This is a genomic window from Ramlibacter monticola (assembly GCF_016722785.1).
Lineage (GTDB): Bacteria > Pseudomonadota > Gammaproteobacteria > Burkholderiales > Burkholderiaceae_C > Ramlibacter > Ramlibacter monticola.
On the sequence record NZ_JAEQNE010000001.1, the window covers coordinates 138,019 to 158,968 of the forward strand.

21 protein-coding genes are annotated in these 20,950 nt (G+C 68.7%); 8 read left to right on the forward strand and 13 right to left on the reverse strand.

Annotated features, from left to right (window positions below; all coding sequences use genetic code 11):
• Window positions 1–236 precede the first annotated feature (236 nt).
• Window positions 237–506 (forward strand): hypothetical protein, encoded by a 270-nt coding sequence (locus tag JJ685_RS00625; protein ID WP_201672241.1) that lies wholly within the window; start codon window positions 237–239, stop codon window positions 504–506.
• A gap of 61 nt (window positions 507–567) precedes the next feature.
• Window positions 568–1,128 carry a DUF924 family protein gene (locus JJ685_RS00630; RefSeq protein WP_201672242.1) on the forward strand — a complete coding sequence of 187 codons (561 nt, stop codon included), beginning with the start codon at window positions 568–570 and terminating at the stop codon, window positions 1,126–1,128.
• Here JJ685_RS00630 and JJ685_RS00635 read toward each other — a convergent pair.
• The 3 genes from JJ685_RS00635 to JJ685_RS00645 all read right to left on the reverse strand — a co-directional run bounded on the left by JJ685_RS00635 (window position 1,125) and on the right by JJ685_RS00645 (window position 2,915).
• Window positions 1,125–1,760 (reverse strand): hypothetical protein, encoded by a 636-nt coding sequence (locus tag JJ685_RS00635; protein ID WP_201672243.1) that lies wholly within the window; start codon window positions 1,758–1,760, stop codon window positions 1,125–1,127. The genes JJ685_RS00630 and JJ685_RS00635 overlap by 4 nt on opposite strands.
• 92 nt (window positions 1,761–1,852) lie before the next feature.
• The gene (xth, locus tag JJ685_RS00640; protein ID WP_201672244.1) at window positions 1,853–2,662 is read right to left on the reverse strand and encodes an exodeoxyribonuclease III; all 810 of its coding nucleotides are present in this window, start codon (window positions 2,660–2,662) and stop codon (window positions 1,853–1,855) included.
• Window positions 2,663–2,699: 37 nt separating this feature from the next.
• A complete protein-coding gene (locus JJ685_RS00645) occupies window positions 2,700–2,915 on the reverse strand; it encodes a hypothetical protein (RefSeq protein WP_201672245.1) in 216 nt (71 codons plus the stop codon).
• Between the two features lie 60 nt (window positions 2,916–2,975).
• On the opposite strand from JJ685_RS00645, the gene JJ685_RS00650 reads away from it, so the two are divergent.
• The 3 genes from JJ685_RS00650 to JJ685_RS00660 all read left to right on the forward strand — a co-directional run bounded on the left by JJ685_RS00650 (window position 2,976) and on the right by JJ685_RS00660 (window position 4,198).
• The gene (locus JJ685_RS00650; RefSeq protein WP_201672246.1) at window positions 2,976–3,443 is read left to right on the forward strand and encodes a hypothetical protein; all 468 of its coding nucleotides are present in this window, start codon (window positions 2,976–2,978) and stop codon (window positions 3,441–3,443) included.
• A 24-nt stretch (window positions 3,444–3,467) separates the two neighbouring features.
• The gene (locus JJ685_RS00655) at window positions 3,468–3,638 is read left to right on the forward strand and encodes a hypothetical protein (RefSeq protein ID WP_201672247.1); all 171 of its coding nucleotides are present in this window, start codon (window positions 3,468–3,470) and stop codon (window positions 3,636–3,638) included.
• 239 nt (window positions 3,639–3,877) lie between these two features.
• Window positions 3,878–4,198 (forward strand): c-type cytochrome, encoded by a 321-nt coding sequence (locus tag JJ685_RS00660; RefSeq protein ID WP_201672248.1) that lies wholly within the window; start codon window positions 3,878–3,880, stop codon window positions 4,196–4,198.
• 69 nt (window positions 4,199–4,267) lie between these two features.
• Here the strand turns inward: JJ685_RS00660 and JJ685_RS00665 are convergent, their stop codons facing one another.
• The 9 genes from JJ685_RS00665 to JJ685_RS00705 form a co-directional block, all read right to left on the reverse strand.
• Window positions 4,268–6,463: an MtrB/PioB family decaheme-associated outer membrane protein gene (locus JJ685_RS00665; protein ID WP_201672249.1), complete on the reverse strand. Its 2,196-nt coding sequence runs from the start codon at window positions 6,461–6,463 to the stop codon at window positions 4,268–4,270.
• Window positions 6,464–6,485: 22 nt separating this feature from the next.
• Window positions 6,486–7,457 carry a DmsE family decaheme c-type cytochrome gene (locus tag JJ685_RS00670; RefSeq protein WP_201672250.1) on the reverse strand — a complete coding sequence of 324 codons (972 nt, stop codon included), beginning with the start codon at window positions 7,455–7,457 and terminating at the stop codon, window positions 6,486–6,488.
• 20 nt (window positions 7,458–7,477) lie between these two features.
• The gene (locus JJ685_RS00675) at window positions 7,478–9,922 is read right to left on the reverse strand and encodes an OmcA/MtrC family decaheme c-type cytochrome (protein WP_201672251.1); all 2,445 of its coding nucleotides are present in this window, start codon (window positions 9,920–9,922) and stop codon (window positions 7,478–7,480) included.
• Window positions 9,923–10,031: 109 nt separating this feature from the next.
• On the reverse strand, window positions 10,032–10,352 hold the full coding sequence (locus JJ685_RS00680; RefSeq protein ID WP_201673647.1) for a c-type cytochrome: 321 nt from the start codon (window positions 10,350–10,352) through the stop codon (window positions 10,032–10,034).
• A 239-nt stretch (window positions 10,353–10,591) separates the two neighbouring features.
• Window positions 10,592–13,303, reverse strand: a complete 2,712-nt coding sequence (locus tag JJ685_RS00685) for an OmcA/MtrC family decaheme c-type cytochrome (RefSeq protein ID WP_201672252.1) — start codon at window positions 13,301–13,303, stop codon at window positions 10,592–10,594.
• Between the two features lie 226 nt (window positions 13,304–13,529).
• The gene (locus tag JJ685_RS00690) at window positions 13,530–13,868 is read right to left on the reverse strand and encodes a ComEA family DNA-binding protein (RefSeq protein WP_201672253.1); all 339 of its coding nucleotides are present in this window, start codon (window positions 13,866–13,868) and stop codon (window positions 13,530–13,532) included.
• A gap of 400 nt (window positions 13,869–14,268) precedes the next feature.
• On the reverse strand, window positions 14,269–16,335 hold the full coding sequence (locus JJ685_RS00695; protein WP_201672254.1) for a multiheme c-type cytochrome: 2,067 nt from the start codon (window positions 16,333–16,335) through the stop codon (window positions 14,269–14,271).
• Between the two features lie 35 nt (window positions 16,336–16,370).
• A complete protein-coding gene (locus JJ685_RS00700; protein ID WP_201672255.1) occupies window positions 16,371–17,018 on the reverse strand; it encodes a response regulator in 648 nt (215 codons plus the stop codon).
• Window positions 17,019–17,021: 3 nt separating this feature from the next.
• Window positions 17,022–17,669, reverse strand: a complete 648-nt coding sequence (locus tag JJ685_RS00705; protein WP_201672256.1) for a response regulator — start codon at window positions 17,667–17,669, stop codon at window positions 17,022–17,024.
• A 301-nt stretch (window positions 17,670–17,970) separates the two neighbouring features.
• Between JJ685_RS00705 and ku the strand changes: the two genes are divergently transcribed.
• On the forward strand, window positions 17,971–18,933 hold the full coding sequence (gene ku, locus JJ685_RS00710; RefSeq protein WP_201672257.1) for a non-homologous end joining protein Ku: 963 nt from the start codon (window positions 17,971–17,973) through the stop codon (window positions 18,931–18,933).
• 20 nt (window positions 18,934–18,953) lie between these two features.
• A complete protein-coding gene (locus JJ685_RS00715) occupies window positions 18,954–19,622 on the forward strand; it encodes a hypothetical protein (RefSeq protein WP_201672258.1) in 669 nt (222 codons plus the stop codon).
• Here the strand turns inward: JJ685_RS00715 and JJ685_RS00720 are convergent.
• Complete coding sequence (locus JJ685_RS00720) at window positions 19,567–20,574, reverse strand: LysR substrate-binding domain-containing protein (RefSeq protein WP_236598643.1); 1,008 nt, start codon at window positions 20,572–20,574, stop codon at window positions 19,567–19,569. The two genes, JJ685_RS00715 and JJ685_RS00720, sit on opposite strands and share 56 nt — an antisense overlap.
• A gap of 73 nt (window positions 20,575–20,647) precedes the next feature.
• Here JJ685_RS00720 and JJ685_RS00725 point away from each other — a divergent pair, with 73 nt between their 5' ends.
• The gene (locus JJ685_RS00725; RefSeq protein WP_201672259.1) at window positions 20,648–20,947 is read left to right on the forward strand and encodes a DUF2917 domain-containing protein; all 300 of its coding nucleotides are present in this window, start codon (window positions 20,648–20,650) and stop codon (window positions 20,945–20,947) included.
• Window positions 20,948–20,950 lie beyond the last annotated feature (3 nt).

Genomic DNA, 20,950 nt, shown 5'->3' on the forward strand with positions numbered 1-20,950 from the left:
CATGCCTTCCTTTCGTTGTGTTGCAGGTTGCGCATGATGGTCAGCGCGCAGCGTTGGTGCGTGTAGGACACCGCCGCATGTGGCGGAAAACGGATGGCCGAGCGGTGCCTGCCTGCGCAGGCAGCTTCCTACTTCTGCCGGCGTCCCGTCCGACGTGCACGGCGCCATCCCGTTCTTACATTCGTCTTGGGGATCGCCACACGTACGCGGCGCCTCCCGTATCCAAGGAGAGTTTCATGGCACAAGGGCAAGACCAGAACCGCCAACCGCAGGACCAGCAAGACCAGCAGGGCCGCAGCCAGGCACAGAGTGGCGGCACGAACCAACCCGGCAGCGGCCAGGGCGGTCAGCAGCGGCAGCAGGACCAGCAGGAGCGCGGCGGACAGGCCTCGCGGGACCAGGAGCAGCAGCGCCAGCAGGACCAGCAGAAGCAGCAGAGCGGCACCAATCAGGACCAGCAGAAGCAGCAGAGCGGCACCGGCCAGGACCAGGGGCGCCAGCGCTGAGGATCCGCGGCTTTCGAAAGGCGGGGCACGGCCCCGCTTTTCTTTGCCACGCAACTCCCGCATGAGCGACTCCGACTCCAACCCCGGCATCGCACCGCAGCCCCTGCTGCGCCTCTGGCAGGAAGCCGGCCCGAAACGCTGGTTCCGCAACGACCCGGAATTCGACACCGCCTTCCGCGAGCGATTCCTCCCCGCGCACGAGGCCGCCTCCGCCGGCCGGCTGGACTACTGGCTGTCGAGCGCCGAAGGCGCGCTGGCCTTGGTGCTGCTGCTGGACCAGTTCCCGCGCAACGCCTTTCGCGGCACGCCGCGCGTCTACGCGACCGATGCCAGGGCGCGTGCCGCCGCCGATGCGGCGATCCGCGCCGGCTTCGATCGCAGCGTGCCGGAGGAACTGCGCCAGTTCTTCTACCTGCCGTTCGCGCACTCGGAACGGATCGAGGACCTGGAACGCTGCGTGGCCCTGAACGAGCCGGTCGGGGGCGAACCGCTGCGCTGGGCTCGGCACCACCGCGACATCGTGGCGCGCTTCGGCCGCTTCCCGCATCGGAACGCTGTGCTGGGGCGGCCCGACACGCCGGAGGAAGAACGGTTCCGGGCCGAAGGGGGCTTTTCCGGCTAGCAGCGGATGTCGATGCCGTCGTATTCGGCGTCGAGCGCCAGCGAGCCCATGTCGGATTCGGAGTCGAGGAAGGCGGGCCGTGTGTCCTCGTAGTCGGAGAGGCGGACCTGGATCTCGCCGAGCGCGAAGCTTTCGGGAGAGATGACGATCCCGCCGATCGCGGCGGTGGCGGCCACCTCGGCGGCCCGTGCCGGCTGGCGTCCGAGCGGGGTGCACCACAGGCGCCCCTGCGCCCGGAAGAAGGCGAGCATGCAGCGCCCGCTGACGACGCCCACCCGCATCGGCACGCCCGTGGCGGCCTGTTGCAGTTCCATGGCCATGCGCACCGCGGCGCTCGGTTCCTCGAAGGTGACCAGCGCGGTCGCGTTGACGTAGGGGTCGAGGCGGCCGCCGTGGCGCGCGTTGATGCGCTGCAGTTCCTGGTAGAAGGTTTCCGTCACCCCGCCGCTCTCGCCGGCGGGCACCGCGGCGTCGGCGTGGACGAGCGTCAGCTCGCGCTCCTCGAAGTGGATGCTGCCGTGGCCGGCGCCCATGAAGAGTTCCTTCCAGACGGCGGGCGGCAACTGGTGCAGCACCTTGTCCGACAGGGCCTCCAGCAGCAGCGCATCGTTGCCATCGTGCCTGGCTCCCACGTATTTCTCCTTGGAAGGAACGTAACCGGATGAAATCACGGTCGGGCAAGCCCAGCCGTAAGCCAAAACAACTCGGCAGCTAGGAAATTTTCCTAAGCTCGACGGTTCCTGCGAGGCTTGGAGAGTCTGGAGAGCTCGAGTTCGACCCAGGTCGGCGCGTGGTCGCTGGCCTTTTCCTCGCCCCGGACCCAGGTGTCCACGCCGGCGGCGCGCAGCGCCGGCGCCAGCCTGCGGTTCAGGAGCAGGTGGTCGATCCGCAGTCCGGCGTTGCGCTGCCAATGCTGGCGGAAATAGTCCCAGAAGGTGTAGACCGGCTCGTCGGGGTGCAGGTGGCGGATCGCATCGGTCCAGCCCTGGGCCAGCAGGCGCTCCCAGCAGGCCCGGCTCTCCGGCTGGAGCAGCGCGTCCTTGCGCCAGGAGCGCGGGTTGTAGATGTCGAAGTCGGTCGGCACCACGTTGTAGTCGCCGCACAGCAGCACCGGATGCTCGGAATCGGCCAGGGCCGCGGCGTGCGCGATCAGGCGCTCGAACCAGGCCAGCTTGTACGCGAACTTGGGGCCGGGCTGCGGGTTGCCGTTGGGCAGGTAGAGGCAGCCCACGACGAGCCCGTCGACGGCGGCTTCGAGGTAGCGGCTCTGGTCGTCGGCCTCGTCCCCGGGCAGGACGCGGCGGATCTCCACCGGCTGGCTGCCGCGCGCGAGGATGGCCACGCCGTTCCAGGAGCGCTGGCCCTTCCAGAGCGCGCCATAGCCGGCCTCCCGGAGCGTCTCGGCCGGGAAGCCCTCGTCCAGCGCCTTGAGTTCCTGCAGGCAGGCGACGTCGGGCTGCTCCTTCTCGAGCCAGCGCAGAAGGTGCGCGAGCCGCGTCTTCACGCCATTGACGTTGAAGGTGGCGATCTTCATGGGGCGGGAGCCTACACGCCGCCTGCCGCGGCGGGGCTCAGGGCCGGGTGCGGCGCCGGCTGAATGCCTCCGCGCCGCCGCTGCCGCCGCCGTCGGCGAAATCGTGCGCGTCCAGCCGGTCGCGCTTCTTGGGCAGCGGGGCCTCGACGAGGGTGCTGGAGGAGTTTTCGCCATGGTCCGGCCGGGCCGGGACCGAGGACGTGGGGCGCTCCCCGCGCCTGGCGCGGCTGGAACGGGTATCGCGGGACTTCATGCGCCACAATGTGCCGACGGCCCGCGCCGGCTCTTGTCGGACAAGCCCGCGAAGCGCCCCATGAACACCGCCCGCGTCCTCCTCCCCCTGCTGGTGCTGGCCCTGCCCTGCGCCGCGCAGGAGGATCCGCTGAAGTCCCCCGCCTGCGGCGTCGCGCTGGCCGAACTGCAGGCGGCGCGAAGTGCCGGGGCCGACACGGCCCGGGTGGAAGCGCTGCGCTCCGCGGCCGCCGGCATCTGCCTGGGCACTGCGGCCCCGCCGACGCGGCCGGGCCGCGTGCTGCAGGCGCCCATCGCGGTGCCGCCGCCGCAGATCGAGGTGCCCGCCGGCGCCGCGCCGCCGGTGCAGGTTCCGGCGCCGGTGCCGCCCCCGCCGCCGGTGGCGATCCAGCGCCCGCCCTCTCCCGCGCTGTGCGATGCGGGAGGCTGCTGGACCAGCGACGGGACGCACCTGCAGCACGTGCCGCCCAACCTGTACGGCCCGCGCGGGCTGTGCACGCAACAAGGCGGGCTGGTGTATTGTCCGTAGCCTTTCCAGAATCCTGGAGGTCCCATGGGCAACAAGATCACCACCGAAGCCGACCGCAAGCGCACGCCGGCCCCCAGCACTGCGGAGGGCTACCGAATCCCCAAGGAAGGCACGGGCCAGAAGATCAGCCTCGAACGCGGCACCACCACGCGCAGCAAGAAGAACCCCGGCAAGCGCGCCCACAAGGGCGGCTGAGGCGCCAGGAAAAGGGACCGCGTCCGCAGGGACACGGCTCTGTCGCTCGACCGCGATCCCTACGTCTATTGGACCTTTGGTCCCTTGCCGCCGACGGACGGCCACCTAGTATTCCGGTACCCGGAGAAGCTTGTCCTGTAAAGACGGATAGTGCGCACCGGCGAGCGGCAAGGGCAGGAGACCTCCAGGGCGTTCCCCGGCTTGCCCTCGCAACCACAGCCCCTCGAAAGGAGCATCCCGTGAAAGTGTTTTTCGTTCTCGCCGCCGCCACGGCGTTGTCCCTGCCGGCCTACGCCTTCGATGCAGACGCCGCGAACAAGGCGCTGAAGGACCAGGGTTGCACCAAGTGCCATTCGATCGACAAGTCGAAGAAGGGCCCCTCCTACCAGAAGGTCGCCGCCAAGTACAAGGGCAAGGCCGACGCCATGGAAAAGCTGAAGACCCAGATGACCACCAGCCCGAAGGTGAAGCTGGACGACGGCTCGGAGGAAGAGCACAAGGTCTTCAAGGGCAGCGACGCCGCGATGAAGAACCTGATCGAGTTCATCCTCGCCCAATAAGGCAAACGCCCTCCGGGCCTGTCGACCCGGAGGGCGCCCTGGGCTGTCGCAGCCCCTATCCTTCCTGCGTCACTGCCAGCGGTAGGTGTAGACCAGCCGCAGCACGTTGACGCGCTGCACTTCCTGGCGCGTGCCCACGGTGCCGTCGGAGAACACGAAAGGCGTGCCGGCGAAGCCCCAGGCCCAGTCGTCCCACCGGGTGCGGTAGTGCGAGAACTCGGCGCCCACCCAGGAGTTCTTGTCCAGGGTATACCGGCCGAACAGCCGCAGCACGTCCTGCTGGAACGTGATCGGCGGCAGGCCGCCGCTCGCGGCCAGCAGCGCCGCGTCGGCGCCCGAGGCGGTGGCGTCCAGCACTTGCGCGAACGTCGCGCGGTCCCGCAGGTGCGACAGGTTCAGGCCCAGTTCCACCTTGCTCGTCGCCTTCCCCGTCACGCCCACGCCGACGTTGGACTCGTGGTTGTCGAACGAGAGGAAGGCCGCGTCGGGCTTGCCCTGGTCGAGGTTCTGCTTGCCCCAGGACGCGAAGCCGGTCACGTTCCACGCATCGGTGATCGCATAGGTGAGGTCGATCGTCGCCTGCCGCATGCCGGCGCTGCGCAGCCCGTACACGCCGGGCGCGCTGTAGTGGTCCACGCCGACGTCCAGCGCGCCCTGCAGCGTCAGCTGCTCCATCGGCTGCCAGTCGGCCAGGAAGCGCAGCTTCTCGCGGCGCCGGTCGGACAGCGTCGGCATGAAGATGCCGCGGTCGAAGCCGGTCCCGGGCGCATTGGCGTCGGGCACCTCGGTCACGCCGAGGCCGCTGTTGTCGCGCAGCCAGTTGGAGCCGTTGCGTTCGCTGTGGTCGTACGAGATCGCGCCGCTGAAGTCCTCGGTCATCTGGCGGCGCAGCTCGGCACGCCAGACGGTCTCGCGCGTGTCCTGCCGCAGGGCGGTGACCCCCGAGGTCGCGCTGGACGGGGTGAACACGCCGCGGTCGATCAGCTCGCGCCCCCAGCCGAGCGTGCCGCGCCAGTCGGGCGCGAACTGGTAGTTCGCCTGCAGCTTCGCCTTGGTCGTGCGATAGGGCAGCTGGCGGTTGGTGAAGACGTTCGTGCCCTCGACGTTGTACGGCTGCAGCGTCGTCTCGTCGTCGCGGTCCTCGTAGCGCACGTGGCCCTGCACCGACAGCCGTGCCATCGGGCGCGTGCTGAAGCCGACCTGCGCCAGGTTGGTCACGATGTGCCCGCCGAGGTCGTTCACGCCGGCCGGCCTCGTGGTGAAGCCGTGGCCGGTGAAGCTGTCCGTCTGCGTCGCGAGCACGCGCGCCAGCTTGAAGTTGACCGTGGAGTTCGCGTTGTACAGGTACGCGCCGGTCAGTTCCAGGTGGTGCGCCTGGTTGTCCGGCGGCAGAGCCACCGGGTTGCCCAGGATGCCGGCCAGGCCGGCGCCCACCGGCAGCAGGGTGCCCACGGGGTTGAACAGGCTGTCCGGGAGGCCCGGCGTGAGGCTGCCAAGCCGGTTCCGGTAGAAGGAGCCGTAGTAGCCCACGCCCAGGCGCAGGTTGCTCGCCGCATAGGAGATGCGCGCCTCGACCTGGTGGTGGTCGGCGTCGATCGGCTCCGGCACGAACAGGACGGCCGAACCCACCTGGGCGGCATTGGTGCCGGTGCAGCCGTTGCCGACCGCGGAGGGGCAGGCGAAGCCCACGCCGGAGAGGCGCGACCCTTCCTTGTGCTCGGTGCGGCCGCTCAGCTCGAACTGCACGCGCGACGAGATCACCTTGGTGAAGCCGAGGCCCAGGGCCTGGCGCTTGGTGGCCAGGTCCAGGTCGGAACCGGTGCCGGGCAGGACCGGCACGATGCGCGGCGTGGTGGTGCCGGCGCCAGCGATGCCGCTGTTGAACTGCACCGTCTCCCGGCGCATCAGCTCGCCATAGCTCGCGGCGAGCTTCCAGTCGCCCTGGCGGCCCCAGCGCAGCGCGAGCTCGCGGTTGTCCGTGAACAGGTCGCTGAGGTGGAAGCCGACGGCGACGCCGGTCTCGTCGTTGCGGCGGTAGTAGTCGGCACCGAAGATGCCGAACACGGACTGGCTGGGGCGCAGTCCGCTGTACTGGTCGAACTGGGCGCGGTCGGCGCGGCTGCCGTCGACGAAGCCGATGCCGGCGTCGACCGAGCTCTCGACGACGTCTTCGGCATGGCTCCAGGCGGGCGCGAAGGCCGCGAACAGGGCCAGGGCCAGCAGGGTGGGACGGCAGCGTCCGGCGGGGCGGCAGAGGGAAAGCATGGTGTTCTTTCTTTTCACCGGCTTACCGGAACAGGAGGTTCGGCGTCGGGTTGGTGGTCGCCGGGTTGTTCGAGCCGTGGGTCTGCGTGTGGCAGTTGGTGCAGGCGCGCCCCTGCCAGATGTTCACGACGTTCTTGCCGCTGGCGTTCGGCCCGACCGCCGGCGGCACGCCGGGCCGCGCCGGGGTGAAGACGCCGGGCTGGCCGCCCACCGCGCCCACGTTGCCGTTCACGTGCGGGGTGTGGCACTGCATGCACAGCATGGGCGGACGCGCCTTGAGCATCGCCTGCACCGTGCTGCCGTGCGGGTTGTGGCAGCTGGCGCAGTCCTGCGTGGCGGGCTCGTGCGGGTGCGCGAAGGGGCCGCGCTTTTCCGCGTGGCAGGCGAAGCAGGTGTCGTTGGTGCTGTCGCGCTTCGCCAGCTTGGGCCCGGCGGAGCCGTGCACGTTGTGGCAGTCGGAACAGCCCATCTTCCCTTCCGGAATGGGGTGGTGCGAAGGCCGCGACAGCTGCGTGCGCTGCTCCTTGTGGCAGCCGTAGCAGAGCTCGGTCTCGCCGGCGCGCGCCAGGGCCCTGTCGTTGTTGGTGTGGTTCTTGTGGCAGGAATTGCAGGCGACGTCGGCCGCCTCGTGCGGGCTGCCGGCCCAGAGCATGCGCTTCTGGTCCTTGCTGTGGCAGCTGTGGCAGGCGGCGTTGCGCACCGCGACCGGGGACGCCCCCTTCTTGCCGAAGGTGACGTCGGGCCGCGGCCGCTCCTTGCGCTTCTCCGGGTTCTTGGCGTGCGGGACGCTGGAGCCGTGGCAGCTCGTGCAGCCCGGCGCCCGCTCGTCGGTCGGATGCGAGTGCGCATGGCGGCTCGAATCCGCGAGGTCCTCGGAGTCGTGGCACTCGACGCAGACCTTCGTTCCCTCGGGGTCCACTCCGGCAAGGGCTGCCGGAGCCGCCAGCCCTCCCACGCAAAGCAGCAGTGCTGCCAGCAAGTTGCGCATTCGCATCATTTTTTTCTTGGCTGTTGTTACTTCTGCCCGTGGACGATGTCCACACCCTTGAAGCCGCCGCTGGCGTGGCAGTCCGCGCAGATCTCGGTCGTCACCATCGACGCGGCCTGGGTCTTCTCGCCGAAGGCGCCGTTGCCGAAGCTCGTCACGTGGCCGATGGCCTTGGCCGAGTCGTGGCAGGCCGTGCACGACGCCGCCTTGGGCGAGATCACGAGCCACTTCTGCGGATCGGCCTCGTTCGCGGGCTTCTTGACCACGGAGCCCACGGTGCCCTTGTCGACCAGGTGCGAGTTGTTCACGTGGCAGGCGTTGCAGTTGATGCCCACGCCGGGCCACTGCACTTCGGCGGCGTAGTTCACGACGTCGCCCGCCAGCGGCGCGCCGCCGGTCGCGGAGCTGCCGTCCTTGTTGAAGGTGCCGACCACCTTGTTGCCGTGGGTGAACGGGAAGCTGCGCTTCGAGTTGCCGTGGATGCCGTGGATCATCCGCTTGAACTGGAACGACTCGTTCAGGTCGAGGCCGTTGGTCATCACCGTGGACGACACCCTGTTCGGGTCGTGGCAGACCACGCAGGCTTCCACCGTGTTGCGCCCGCCGTCGTGGAAGGTTTCGGTCTTGCTGTTGGAGCCGGTCGTGGTGCCCAGGGCGGCGTGGCACGCATTGCACTTCTCGCTGGAAACCACGGTGCGGCGCGGCAGCAGCGTGCCGGTCAGCGCGAATTCCCTGGAGGTGTGCTGCACGGCGACGTTCAGCAGCGTGCGCGGGATCGCTTCCGGCCGCGGATCGGCGATCGACTGGGCCTCGAGGGCGGCTTCCCTCACCTGCCCGATGGTGGCGATGCGGGCCGTGCCGGAGATCACGTGCGTGGCCGAAGGCGTCGGCAGCGAGATCGTCGCGGTGTAGTGGTTGCTGCCGTCGTTCGTCCCGGCGTACGCGGAAACCGATGCGTTCCTGCCGCCGTTGTTGTAGCTGGTGAACTCGGTCGTGCCGGCGGGCTGGTCCGCGAGGCTGTTGTAGGCGACGAGCAGGCGCAGGTTGCCGAACTTCGTGTCGGCCGAGCAGGCCACGGGCGCGGCGGTGCACTCGCTGGTCACCAGGTTGTAGGCGGCCTCACCGTGGGCCGGGTCGGAGAGGAAGTACTTGACCGTGACCTTGTTCGAGGCGGCGTCCCAGGACGCGCTCTCGATGTTCATCTTGTACTTCGCCGCGCCGGCCTCGGTCTGGTTGAAGTGGACGCGCTCCGGCGCCACGGTGCTGCCAGGAGCGTGGCAGCGCGCGCATTCGCTGTTCGGCAGCAGGGTGGCCGGGGCGTTCGGATCCCGGCCCTGGTTGAAGAAGGTGTGCTGCGTGAACCAGAACGAACCGGGCTTGCTGTCGTGGCACGTCAGGCACGCTTCGCGGCTGGCGCGCGTCTTCCAGTTGTCGCCCTGGGGCGTCGCGGCATTCGCGCCGGAGTGGCACTTGGTGCAATTGCGCAGGTCCTGCGGGAAACCGACTTCGGCGAAGCTGAGCTTTTCGTCCCGGTAGCCCCAGATCGTGTAGTCCTCGCCGAAGGACTTCTTCAGGCGCTGACCCGCGTGGATCTTGTGGACCATCGTGGCGAGGTTCAGGTTGTGGCCGCTGTTCGCATCCGTCGTGCCGGGGTTGTGGCACATGACGCAGAACTGGGTGTCGACCCGGCCGCCGCCGTGCAGCGCGAGCTTCTCGTGGCACGAATTGCAGGAGGCCACGTCCGTCATCTTCCGGGTCCTGGACGGGTCCGTGACGGCCACCGAGTTGCCCCGGGCGTCGACCGTGAAGTCGAAGTACGGATTGGCGCGCACCGTCTCGCCGGCGGTGTTGGCGTACGAGAGCTGGATCGCGACGCGATGGGTCCGGCCCGGCTCGAACACGACGCCCTGGGTCTTGCTGGGATCCTTCACGTCGGTGCTGAACGTGTAGGTGTAGTAGCCCTCCGCATGGAAGGCCAGTTGCGGCGTGGCCGGAGCGGCCGGCTGCGGATCCGTGGTGGCCTGCCTGGCGCTGGCGAGCACGGGGCTGCCGTTCGGGCCGACGCCGGGCGTGGCCGTTTCGGTGCGCGAGATGTAGCTCACCCACTGGTCGGGTTCGCCGTTGGTGCCGGGCACCAGCTTGGCCAGCGCGAAGCGCACGTTCGCGGTCGTCAGGCCCGTGAGCGGCTTGCCGTCGGAGAACACCGCGAAGTTGACCTTCGCCGGGCTGCCGATCGTCATGGCCGGCACGCCGGCGGACTGCAGCACCGCGAACGGCGCGGAGGAATTCGTGGAGGAGTCGTTGGCCGGGGAAGCAGCGGCACTGGCCAGGGCGTTCGCCACAGCCTGCGACGCGGGCGGCGGCACCAGCACTTCGTCGCCGCCTCCACCTCCGCCGCCGCAAGCCGCCAACAGCACGGAAAGCGCCGCCACGGCGACCGCCTTCCCGCGCTGGATCGTTGTTCTTAGCATACCGCTCTCCATCGGCCCCGCGGGCCCCCTCGTTGAATTCTTCCCGGCTGGCCCGGACGCCGGATCCCTCACTCCCGGCGTTCCGGCGCTCCCCACTGGCCGCGGAACCCTATTGCGCCAGCACCCACTTGATCAGGTTGCCCATCGCCTTCTGGTCCTTCAGGGCCTTGTGTTCCTCCTCGCTGCCGTCATCGAGCTTCACCTTCGGGCTCGAGGTCAGGAACGTGGTGAGCTTGGATTCGGCATCGGCCTTGCCCTTGTACTTCGCGGCGACCTTCTGGTAGGCGGGGCCCTTCTTCGACTTGTCGACGGAGTGGCACTTGGTGCAGTTCTCCGCCTTCAGCAGCTTCTGCGCGGCATCGGCATCCTGGGCGGCCGCCGGCAGGGCGAACGCGGTGGCGGCGATGACGGTGGAGATCAGGGAAAACATCTTCACGAACTTCTCCTTTTAATGAAGCGATCAAAGTTTGACTATGACGGATGGTGCTCCGCCGCAGAACGGGCGCGTTGACTATCGTCAACCGGTGACCCGTAGTTTTCGTTTTGCGGAGCGCGCGCCTGGTGCGCGCTGCAAAAAAGAAACGGGGACGCGCGCGTCCCCGTTGCTCGAAGGCGGATGCCGGTTTGCGCCGGCATCCGCGTTGCTACTTCTCCCTTAGCGCGGATGCATTACTTCGGGTGCACCGCGGTGACGTCGGAGATCCTGCCGGCGCCGTGGCACACGAGACAGGATTCCTGGCCCTTGGCGAGCGCGGCCGAGCGCGGCTCGTAGATCGACCCGGCGTTGCTGCGCATGTGCGCCTTCGCCGAATCCGTGTCGTGGCAGGCGAAGCACGCGGCCGCCGTCGGCGAACTCACGAGCGTGGTGCCTTCCGCATTGAACGTCTCACCTGGCAGGAGCGTGACCTTCGTTCCGTCGCCCTTCGTCACCGTGGAACTCGTGGTGGAAGAGGTATTGAACGAGAAGCCGGCGCCGTAGTTCGCGTCCGCCGTGACGTACGGAGAGGTGGAGTACTGCTGCACGCGGGTCGCCGTCGTCGAGTTCAGCACCACGCCCGTCGCGACAGTCCGCAGCGGCCGGTTGGCGAACTGGTTCGCCGAGGCGGTCGCGCTGAAGTCGTAGGTGCCGGGCAGGTGGCAGGTTTCGCAGCGGCTCAGGATGCCGGGGTAGCCGATGTCATCGTAGGACTCATCCACCTTCGCCGCGTGCCACGTGAACGGCACCGTGCGCTTGCCGGCCTCGCCCCGGCCGCCCCCGTGGATCGCATGGATGAACGAGGTCGAATCCGCGGACCAGCCGCTGCTGGTGCGGTTGGGGTTGTGGCACCACGAGCAGGTCGTGCCGTCGTTGCGCTGGCCCGCGTGGAAGGACTCGATCGTGAAGGCACCGAGTTCCTGGTGGCAGGCGTTGCAGCGCTTGTCTTCGACGATGGGACGGCGGCCGGTGTAGCCCGTGGCGACCTTCTGCACGTCCTCGGAGATGACGATCAGGCCGCCCACCTGGTTCGGCATCCCGGCGGTCACGTCGGTCGCTTTCGCGGGCGCCGTGGCGAAGCGGCCCTGCCAGTCCCTCAGCGTGTTGTCCACCACGTTGGTCTGCGTCAGCGGCATGCTGGTCTTCAGGCCGTAGCTGTAGCCGACACCACCCGTCAGCATCACTGCATTGTCGGGAATGGTGACGCCCGTCAGGGTGACGGTGTAGAAGCCCTGGGCATCCGGGCCGGTCATCGTGCCCTTGCCTGCGCCGGACGAAGTACCGTTCCAGATGCTGCGCAGGTAGCCGGAAGCCGAGGCGTTGAAGTCCGCCGGTGCGGCGATGTTGTCCTGCGGAACCGCGAACACGAAGTACGCGCTGGGCGAGCCCATGAAGTTGTCCCACATCTCCGTCTTGGCACCCGCGGTGTTGAAAGCCACCGCGACGCCGTTCTGCAGACCCCTGAACTCCATCACCGGCTGCTTCGAAGCGTTACGCGACACGCTCTTGATCTCGAAGGTGACCTTGATCGCGCCCGCCGGCAGGTTGTCGGTCTTGGAAGCGATCCAGGCCGCGTTGGTGTTGTTGTTGCCGCCCGTGACTTCGAGCGAGTTCACCGGGTTCGGAGGCGTGATCGCGAGGTGGTACACCTTCTCGATGGAAGTCGCGTCGTGGCACAGGGCGCACTTGGTGTCGTCGGTCTGGATGCCGCCGATGTGGCCGGTGGCTGCCGGGGCCGTGGCAACGCCGGTCGTCGACTCGGTCAGCTTCGCCTTGTTGGCCGCGGCGTTGGTCACGCCCGTTCCCTTGGCGAAGTCGATGCCGTCGTGGCAGGCGCCGCAGGCCAGGCGGCTCGGCACGGTCTTGAAGTTGCTCGCCTGGGGAGCGACCTTCGGAGCCGTGGAGTCGTGGCACTTGCTGCAATTGCGGACGTCCTGCGGGAACAGCGTGTGGTTCAGCGCGACGCCGGCATAGTTGTAGCCTTCCTTTACCAGCAGTTCACCCTTGTGCACGCGGTGGATCAGGACCGGGAAGTCCCCGACCGTCACGCCGTCGGCGACGTAGGTGTCACCGGTGAAGACATTGTTCGACGACGCGTTGTTCGTCCGCCCGTACTTGCGCTGGTCGGTATGGCACGTCGTGCAGAAGCGCGGGTCGTAGCGGCTGCCGCCGTGGAAGGCCGCGCTCTCGGTGCCCGGGAGTCCGCCGAGCTTGGCGTGGCATTCGTTGCAGCTCGCCTTGTCGACGATCAGGCGCTGGCCCGGGTCCGTGGGAGCGAGCGCCTTGCCGGTCGCGGGAACGAAGTCGAACACGACGTTGTTCGGGTTGGCCAAGGGCACGCCCGGGACCACCTGCACCTCGTTCGCCGTGTTGGTGCCCGTTCCCGGCGCGTTGCCGGAGATCTGCAGCACGAGCCGGTGGACGGCGTTGGCGTCGTAGGTCAGGTCGCCCAGGTCGGCCGCCTTGTTGGCGCCGGTGAGCGTGAAGCCCGCGACCTGCGCCTTCACCTGGGTGATGTCGCGGTAGAACGTGTACTTGTAGGTGCCGTCGCCGTTATCGACCAGGGTGCCGTTGCTGTCGGAGGTGGGCCGCGTGGCCGTCGCCGCCGCCGTAGTGGTGGGCACCGTGGTCACGATGTAGCTGACCCAACGGCTGGGGCCGGTGGCGGCCGCCGTCGCGCCGGGGGCGCCGGGAACCAGCTTCGCCAGCGTGAAGGCGATGTTCTGGTAGCGGGGGACGGTCGCATTGGCGGCCTTCGTGGCGAAGCTCAGGCCCACGACCGGCGTGCCGGTCTGGTTGACCACCTTGAAGCTCACGACCGGCGGGCTGGCGATGGTGACGCCGGTGACCGTCGCATTGAACTGGGTCGCCGCGAATTGCTCAGGCGACAGCTGGGCGAGATTCACGACCACACCGCCAGGCTGCCCTTGCGGTCCCGCCGGGCCTTGCGGTCCCGCCGCGCCTTGCGCGCCCGTGGCGCCATCCGCGCCATCGGAGCCTCCGCAGCCGTGCAGCAGCACCACTGCGCTGGCCACGGCCATCACGAACCGTGACAGCCGCCTTAAGGATCCATTTGCCATATGCACCATTCCCTCCTTGGTGGAGACCACCATCCCTAAAAACAGTTCTTCCTTACTTGCCGGAAACCTTCGCGAACCTGGCGTCCTTCTGCCGCGCGACGACGAGCTCGCGCACGCCCTGGTAGGCGAGCGGCGACAGGATGCCGCGCGTCTGCAGGTGCGCCTTCGAGAGGTAAGGACGGCCGGCAACGATCCTGTCGGCCTCCGCGTCGCCGATGCCGGGCAGCTTCTTCAGCTGCTGCCGGCTCGCACTGTTGATGTCCACCGGCACGGCTTCGGCCTGCACCGCCTTGCCCTTGTTCGCCCGCTGCGCCTCCGCGCCGGACGAGAGGCCGGCGACCATGCAGAGGGCCAGGCCCACGAACACGAACTTGGCGATGCGATTCTTCATTGCGCGAATTCCAGGATCCAGCTTGCGTTGCCCGAAATTGTCACGACGCATGTCGCGCGCACCTATCGGAGTCCGATCAAACTTTCCCTAGGAATCTTCCGAGCCGCCAAAACGCGCGCAAGCACTCGGTGAATGCGAGCAACTCGCGACTGGAGGGCGTGAATCGTGATGTGCATCAAGCTTCCGCGCGCCGCTGCGTCGTTCGTTCGCGATTCCGCGTGCGGCACTCGCGCGCGGCGCGGCGAATTGACAACATCCCGAGCAACGCAGTCGGTCAATGCACCGCTGCTTCATTGCGCCGGGCGCCGGAATGCGGGTCCCCAAAGCGCTGCGCCGGCACGGCCTGGAGGCACGTGCCGGCGCAGCGGCGTTTAGTGGCCGCCTCGCGGCGGCCGGGGCGTCAGACCACGATGCCCGCGGGTGCGCGCCCTGCGGCGTCAGAGAAGAAGCCGATCGCGACGAGCGTGAGGATCGTCAGGCCGATGATGATCAGCGTGAACCCGAGCAGCCTCGAGAGCTTCATGCGCAGCTTCGACGGCGGTTCGACCAGGTACTTGCCGATCTCGCCGGTCTGCACCATGCGTTCGTACTCCAGCGGGTGTTCCCTCTTGAACTCGTCGAGCGGCATGCTGCCGGTGAACATCACCACGTCGACCGGGAACTTGTCCGGACGGAAGTGGTTGTTGAAGAAGTGCACCGTGAAGAGGAACACCACCGCCAGGAACGCTTCCTCGCTGTGGAAGATCGTCGCCACGTTGAACACCCACCCGGGCAGGAACTGGCCGACCAGGCTGGGCAGCCACATCATCAGGCCGCTCACGCCGATGATCGTCACGCCCCAGAAGGGAGCCCAGTAGTCGAACTTCTCCCAGTACGCCCAGCGGTCGATCTTCGGCTTGGGACCCATGCCGAAGAACCACTTGAACATGCCGATGCAGTCATGCAGGTCCTTGAGGTTCGGCACCATCGAATACGGGCCGAAGATCTTCCAGGTGCGCCACTGGCTGCCCAGCTTGATCACCACGTAGATCAGGTGCCAGAAGAAGATGCTGGCGAACACCACCGCCGCGGTGCGGTGGATGAGGCCGGTGACCTTCGGTCCGCCGAAGAAGTTCATGATCGCGTGCGCCCACGGCACTTCCGGATAGAACAGCGGCATGCCGGTGGTGGCGAGCACCATCACGCTGAGCGCGAACATCAGGTGCGCGATGCGCCAGATCGGCGTGAAGCGCTGGAACTGCTTGCCGCGCAGGGGCGCCGGGATCTCGTCGATACGCACGTGGGGGTGGCCGCCGCCGCGTGCGCGTCGCTCCACCCATTCGCGGTAGAACCACAGGCCCGTGTGCAGCCAGAAAAAGGCGAAGGTGCCGATCAGCAGGGCGGTCATGCCCCAGGACGCGACCGTCACCTGCGGATAGCGCTGGAAGTTGCCCGGCTCCGCGTGCGGCTGGAAGCTCACGAAACCCTTGCTCACGGGCGGCAGGCCCTTCTTCGGGTTGTGGCAGGTGCCGCAGGTCTCGAGGCGGTTGTCCGGATGGACCTTGGAGGCCGGGTTCTCCACGCGCACGATGTCGTGGCTGCCGTGGCAGTCCTGGCACTTCGCGGTGTACGCGTAGCCCAGCGTGTTCGCCGCGCCGTGGAAGGTTTCCTTGTAGCTCTCGTACTGCCGGGTGTGGCAGTTGCCGCACTGGCCCGTCAGGCTCACCTTGAACTGCGCAGCGGACGTGTTGGCCACCTTGTGCGCGCTATGGCAGTCCGAGCAGGTCGCCGCGTCGGCGAGCATCTTCTTGGCGTTCTCCTGCCCGTGCACCGACTCCTTGTAGGTGTCGAGCTGGTCGGTGTGGCAGTTGCCGCAGCGTTCGGAGATGCTCAGGCGCCACTGCGTGTTCTCCGGCGAGGCCTTGTTCACCGGCACGGCGAAGCTGTGCGTGTCGTGGCACTGCGAGCAGGTCGCGTTCGGCTTCGTCTTGTCGTCCGGGTTCGGCCGCGCGTGGAACGACTTCTTGTAGTTCTCGATGTTGGTCGCCACCGTCTTCAGCCGCGGCCGCTCGTCCTCGCGTCCGCGCTTGACGGTCTGGTCCCAGAGCTCCTGGTGGCAGGTCGCGCAGTCCACCTTGGCCAGCGGCGCGGTGGGGTCCTTCTGGTGCGCGTTCGCCTTGTCGGCGTTGTCCTTGATGTCGACGTGGCAGGTCACGCATTCCATCTGCCGGTGGACGCCCTTCCCGAACAGCGCGGGATCCACCGCATGGAGCGCGCGCGGCTTGCCCGCCGGCGTGGGGACTTCCAGCTTGCCCTTGTTGCCGTCGTGGCAGGTCAGGCAGGTGGCGTTGTCCAACTTCTTGGCCGCCCCGGCCTCCGCCTGGGCGGCGGCATTGCCGGCGAGACCGGCCAGCCCCAGTCCGGCGAGGACGATGGCCGCGGAGGCCCACCCCCGACGCAGCCTGGCTACGAGACCCTCATAGTGCATGGTTGTTCCTGACTTCAATGAAATTTCCATCCCTCTTATTCGCTCACCGTTTCGAGCAGCCTGTGCTCGATGGCGTAGCGCACCATCTCCACCTGTCCGGCGAGAGTCATCTTGTCGAGGATGTGCGATTTATGCGTGCTGACCGTCTTGATGCTCAGCGACAGTTCGTCGGCGATGTCGGTGAGCGTCGCGCCGCTGACGATGCGGCTGAAGATGCCGTATTCGCGATCGGTGAGCCGGTCGTGCGGCAGGACGCCGCCGCTCTCGACCGGATGGCTCGCGAGCAGTTCGGTGACCTCGGGGCTGAGGAACATGCGTCCGCCCGCGACGCGCCGCATCGCAACCAGCATCGTCTCGCCATCCGAGCGCAGGGACAAGTAGCCCATGGCGCCGGCGCGGATCGCCCGCAGCGCGTACAGCTCCTCGCGCTGCGCGCTGAACACCAGGATCGGCAGCCTCGGCCGCTCGGCGCGGATCAGCTTGAGCAGCTCCAGGCCACTGCGCCCCCGCATGCAGAGGTCCAGCATCAGGAGCCCCCAGTCGCGCTGGCGCACCATGTCGAGCGTCGCGTGGCCGTCGGCGGACTCGCCGCCCACGGCGAGGTCTTCCGTGGCCGCGACCAGCGTGCGCAGCCCGGAACGGACGACCGGATATTCGTTGGCTACCAGGACGGAGATCCCCACGCGCTACTCCAGCGTCGGATCGAGCAGCTTGTGCTCGATCGCGTAGCGCACCAGGTCCACCTGCCCCTGCAGGTTGAGCTTGCCCAGGATGTGGGACTTGTGGGTGCTGACGGTCTTGATGCTCAGGGAGAGGTCGTCGGCGATCTCGGTGAGCGCGTGGCCGCGCACGATGCGGTCGAAGATGCCGTACTCGCGGTCCGTCAGCAGAGTGTGCGGCGGCGCATCGGTACGGCGCGAAAAGTCGGTTGACAGCAGCGCGGCGACACTCTGCGTGAAATGCACGCCGCCGGCGGCGATGCTGCGCATCGCTGCGAGGATGGTCTCCGTATCGGCATCCTTGGTGAGGTAGCCGGATGCGCCGGCACGGATCGTCCGCAGCGCGTAGTGCTCCTCGCTCTGCGCGCTGAACACCAGGATCGGCAGGCGCGGCAATTCGGCCTTGATCAGTTTGATCAACTCGAGGCCGCTGCGCCCCGGAATCCAGAGATCCAGCACGGCCAGGCCCCAGGCGCGCGAGCGCAGCAGTTCGAGCGCCGTGTTGCCATTGCCCGTCTCCGCCCCGACCTCCAGGTCGGGCGTCCCCTCGATCATCCGGCGCAGGCCGCATCGCACGACCGGGTGGCCGTCGGCGAGCATCACTTCAATTTTCATTTAAGCCCCGAGCCAGGTTGTTGGGCACGATCTGGCGGATTGTTCCGCTCTTGAGCCTCACCTGGGTTTCCCCTCAGATGCCGCATGGTCTTAGGAAGCCCATCGGTTCGGATTGACATTCGTCAACCGGAAGGTCCTATGGGCTATAGGGGTTTCCGTTCCCTTGACGCATCCGCGATGCGAATTGACGTTTCATTGCAACAGCCGGGCAGCAATGCGCCCTGCATTCCCTGCCTGCGGCGTCCTACAGCCGCGACGGGCGCCGCTGGCCGAGGATTCCAGGGATCACCAAGGAATCCGCATGCCCGCACCGACCAGTTCCCGCACCCTCTGGAAGGGCGCCATCAGCTTCGGCCTCGTGCACATCCCCGTCACGCTGCATTCGGCCACGGCGGAAAACCGCATGAAGTTCAACCTGCTGAACAAGTCCAGCATGACCCGCGTGGGCAACCAGCAGGTGGACAAGGCCACCGGCGAGGCCATGCCGCGCGAGGAGATCGTCAAGGGCTTCGAGGTGGAGAAGGACCAGTTCGTGGTGCTCACCCCCGACGAGATCAAGGCCGCGCTGCCGAGATCCACGCAGACGATCGCGATCGAAGCCTTCGTGGAGCGCGACCGGATCCCCGCCGTGTTCTTCCAGAAGCCGTATTACGTGAGCCCCGGGGGCAAGGGCGGGCAGAAGCCCTTCGCGCTGCTGCGCGAGACGCTGGAGCGCACCGGCAAGGTCGGGATCGCGCGGGTGGTGATCTCGACCAAGCAGCATCTCGCGGCATTGATTCCTCAGGGCCGCGGCCTGGTGCTCAACCTGCTGCGCTGGGCCGACGAGGTGCGCGATGGCGCGGGGCTCGCCTGGCCGGGCGAGGAGGTCGCCGCCAGCGCCGCCGAACTGAAGATGGCGGAGCAGCTGGTCGACGCGATGGCCGGGGATTGGCAGCCCGACCTGTTCCACGACGAGTTCCGCGAGAAGCTGATGGAGCTGGTCGAACGCAAGCAGCGCGAGGGCGGCCTGCAGGCCGTGACGCCGCTGCCGGGCGAGGACGTGCCGGCCAGCGCCGAGGTGATCGACCTGACCGAACTGCTGCGGCGTAGCCTGAAGGGCGGGACCGCGGCGCCCGCGCCGGCGCCGGCCGCGCGCAAGAAAGCCGCTGCGCGCGAAGAGGCGGCCAACGACGAGGCGGTGCCGTTGCGCAAGGCGGCCGCGCGCAAGACCGCCACCGTCGCGCGAACGAGCGCGAAGCCGGCCAGCCGGCGCAAGAGCGTGTGATCCTCCGCCAGGAGTGCGCGATGAAATGCATGCGCAGGCCTGCCCTAGTGCTGGTGCTGGCGATGCTCGCCCTGGCGGGCTGCCGCGACCGGGCGACGAACCCCACGGCGGTGCTGGGCGGACCCGCGCCGGCTGCGAGCCGCGCCGCGACGCCGGCAGAGGCCGACGCGGGCATCCCGATGCCGGCGGTGCCCCCCGGCACGCAGCCGCGGCTGGCACGGTCCGGCGTCGACACGGCCCTGGCGGTCTGGACGCAGGACGGCCACGTGGTCGCGGCGACGTACACGCCGCCGGCGGGCTGGGGGCCAGCCACCCCGCTGGAGCAGATTTACGGCGAAGCCAGCGAGCCGCAGCTCGCGAGCAATGGCCAGGGCGTCGCGATGGCCGTGTGGCGCCACACCGTGGGTTCCATCCAGAGCCTGCGTTTCAGCCGCTACGAGGCGGCGACGGGCTGGAGCCCGCCGGACGTGCTCCCCGGCGCGCTGCCACGTCCGCCTGCCGCGGGCCACGAGGATGCGGTGCAGCTGTCGATGGATGCGGCCGGCGAGGTCAGCGCGCGCTGGGCGAGCGGCTTCGATGCGCGCGAGGTCCAGACGGCGCGCTTCGTGCCCGGCCAGGGCTGGTCGCGCGCGCTCAGCGAGCCGCTGGCCGCGGGGCCGGGCGCGGCGCCGGCCTCGGGGCCGCACTAGGCGGCGCGACCCCGGCCTCGCGCGCCTCGCGCACCAGCCACTCGGCGAAAGCCTGCGCGCTCGGGTGCTGCGCCGCATGCGGCGCGAGGGTCACGAAGTAGGCACGGCGCGAGGCGGCGGGGCTGCGGAAGGGGGCGACGAGCTTCTTCTCGCGCACGAGGTCCGCCAGCAGCGGCAGCCGCCCGATCACGACGCCCTGCCCCGCCACTGCAGCGGCCACGGCCTCGCCGTAGCGCGTGAACCGCAGGGTGTGCGCCATGTGCACCGCCGACAGTCCCATCAGCTCCAGCCAGGGCTCCCATTCGGCCGTGAGCGGCGCGTCGTGCATCTCCACGGTGAGCAGCGTGTGCTGCTCCAGGTCGGCGGGCGCCTTCAGGGGCCGGCCCGGGTCGCGCAGCAGGCCGGGGGCGCACATCGGCTGCACCTCCTCCTCGAACAGCAGCGGGCCTCGGCCCTGCGCGCCCGGCACGAAGCGGACCGCGACATCGACGTTGCCGCGCTCGAGGTCGACCAGCTCCAGGGTCGCGGAGATGCGCACGTCCACGTCGCGATGGGCCGCGGTGAAGCGCGCCAGCCGCGGGATCAGCCAGAAGGACGCGAAGCCCGGCGTGCAGGTCACGGTGAGCTGCTGGCGGCCCGCCGTGCTGCGCACCCGCGCGGCCGCATCGCGCAGGCGCTCGAGGCTGTCCTCCACCGCGCGCTGCAGGATGCGGCCCGCCTCGGTGAGGGCGAGCGCGCGATGGCCGCGCTCGAACAGCGCGGCGCCCACGCTGTCCTCCAGCTGCTGCACCTGCCGGCTCACCGCCGACTGCGACAGCGCGAGTTCCTCGCCCGCGCGGGTGAAGCTGAGATGCCGCGCCGCCGCCTCGAAGGTGTGCAGCAGGTCCAGCCGCAACTGCCGCGAGCGCGGGAGCGGGTCCCGCTTCGCATTCCCTGGCTGCATGCGATCCATGCAAATCCACCGTTTTTGGAGAGGTGAGGCGGCCAGTATATTGATTCGCATGTCGCATGCGAAGGAGCCCGCGATGGAAACCGTCCCCACCGTCACGCTGCCCGCGCGGCAGCTGTTCGAGATCACCGATGCCGCCGGCGTGCGCATCCTGTGCACGGCCGGCTGCCTGTGGCTCACGCTCGACCACGACCCGCGCGACGTGATCCTGCAGCCGGGCGACAGCTTCGAGGGCGAAGCGCCGCGGCGCGCCCTGCTCTACGCTTTCGAGCCCTCCACCTTCGCGCTGTCCGCCAGCGCCTGCGCGGGCCGCAGCTCCGCGGAAGGCTCGCGGAGCCTGCGCTCGCCGCGCGTCTGGGCGGTCAGCCCGGGTTGAGGT